At 42.3% G+C, this 666-nt stretch carries 1 pseudogene; it reads left to right on the plus strand.

From position 1 onward, the window contains the following. A pseudogene (locus WMO38_RS15135) lies at window positions 1-666 on the plus strand (hypothetical protein); the annotation flags it as partial.

Here is a 666-nt window from a genome sequence, read left to right on the forward strand (position 1 = left end):
GTAACAGATTGCAGCTGCTACACTCCGTTTAGGGCATTCCTTATGGATGTGGTGCAGTCTGATTTTGCATTTATGCCAAATAAACTTGACCTTATCAGGGATATCGCATTGGGGACAGATAATGCAGAAAGAAAGGCATATTCCAACAATAAGTATGGTCTTGTGGAGTACTCAATCAGAAGCGGTTATGTGAAGATCAGCTATAAGAACAGGAATGGTGTGCGTAAGGAAGGTGCACTCGACTGGCGTGAGTTATACGAGATTTTATCCTATATGGTAAAACAGCCATTTTACTGTGGAGAAGACCAGAAAAGGTATTATCAGGAGACAAAGCAGAAGGCTGACAGGGATAAGATGAATCCGGTCTATAAGAGATTTTTTGATATCGAAGATAGTGTAAAAGCCAATCGTCTTGAAACCAGGGAAAGAGCAATAGCGAATGGCTGGGAAACCAAGATTGATGAGAATGGACATGTAGTTTCAGATGATGCAGTACAGAAAAAACACAACTTCCACTATAACCTCTGGGAAATGGAAAAAGGTGGAGCTAAGACCAGATACCAGTGGAATATTGATGCAATCCGCACTCTAAAGCAGATTGAATCAGAAAACAGGCTTGCCACACCGGAGGAGCAGAAAGTTCTGTCGAAGTTTGTCGGATGGGGC

Origin of the sequence: Lachnospira hominis (ex Hitch et al. 2025) (genome assembly GCF_040096395.1) — a bacterium.
GTDB classification, from domain to species: Bacteria; Bacillota; Clostridia; order Lachnospirales; family Lachnospiraceae; genus Lachnospira; species Lachnospira hominis.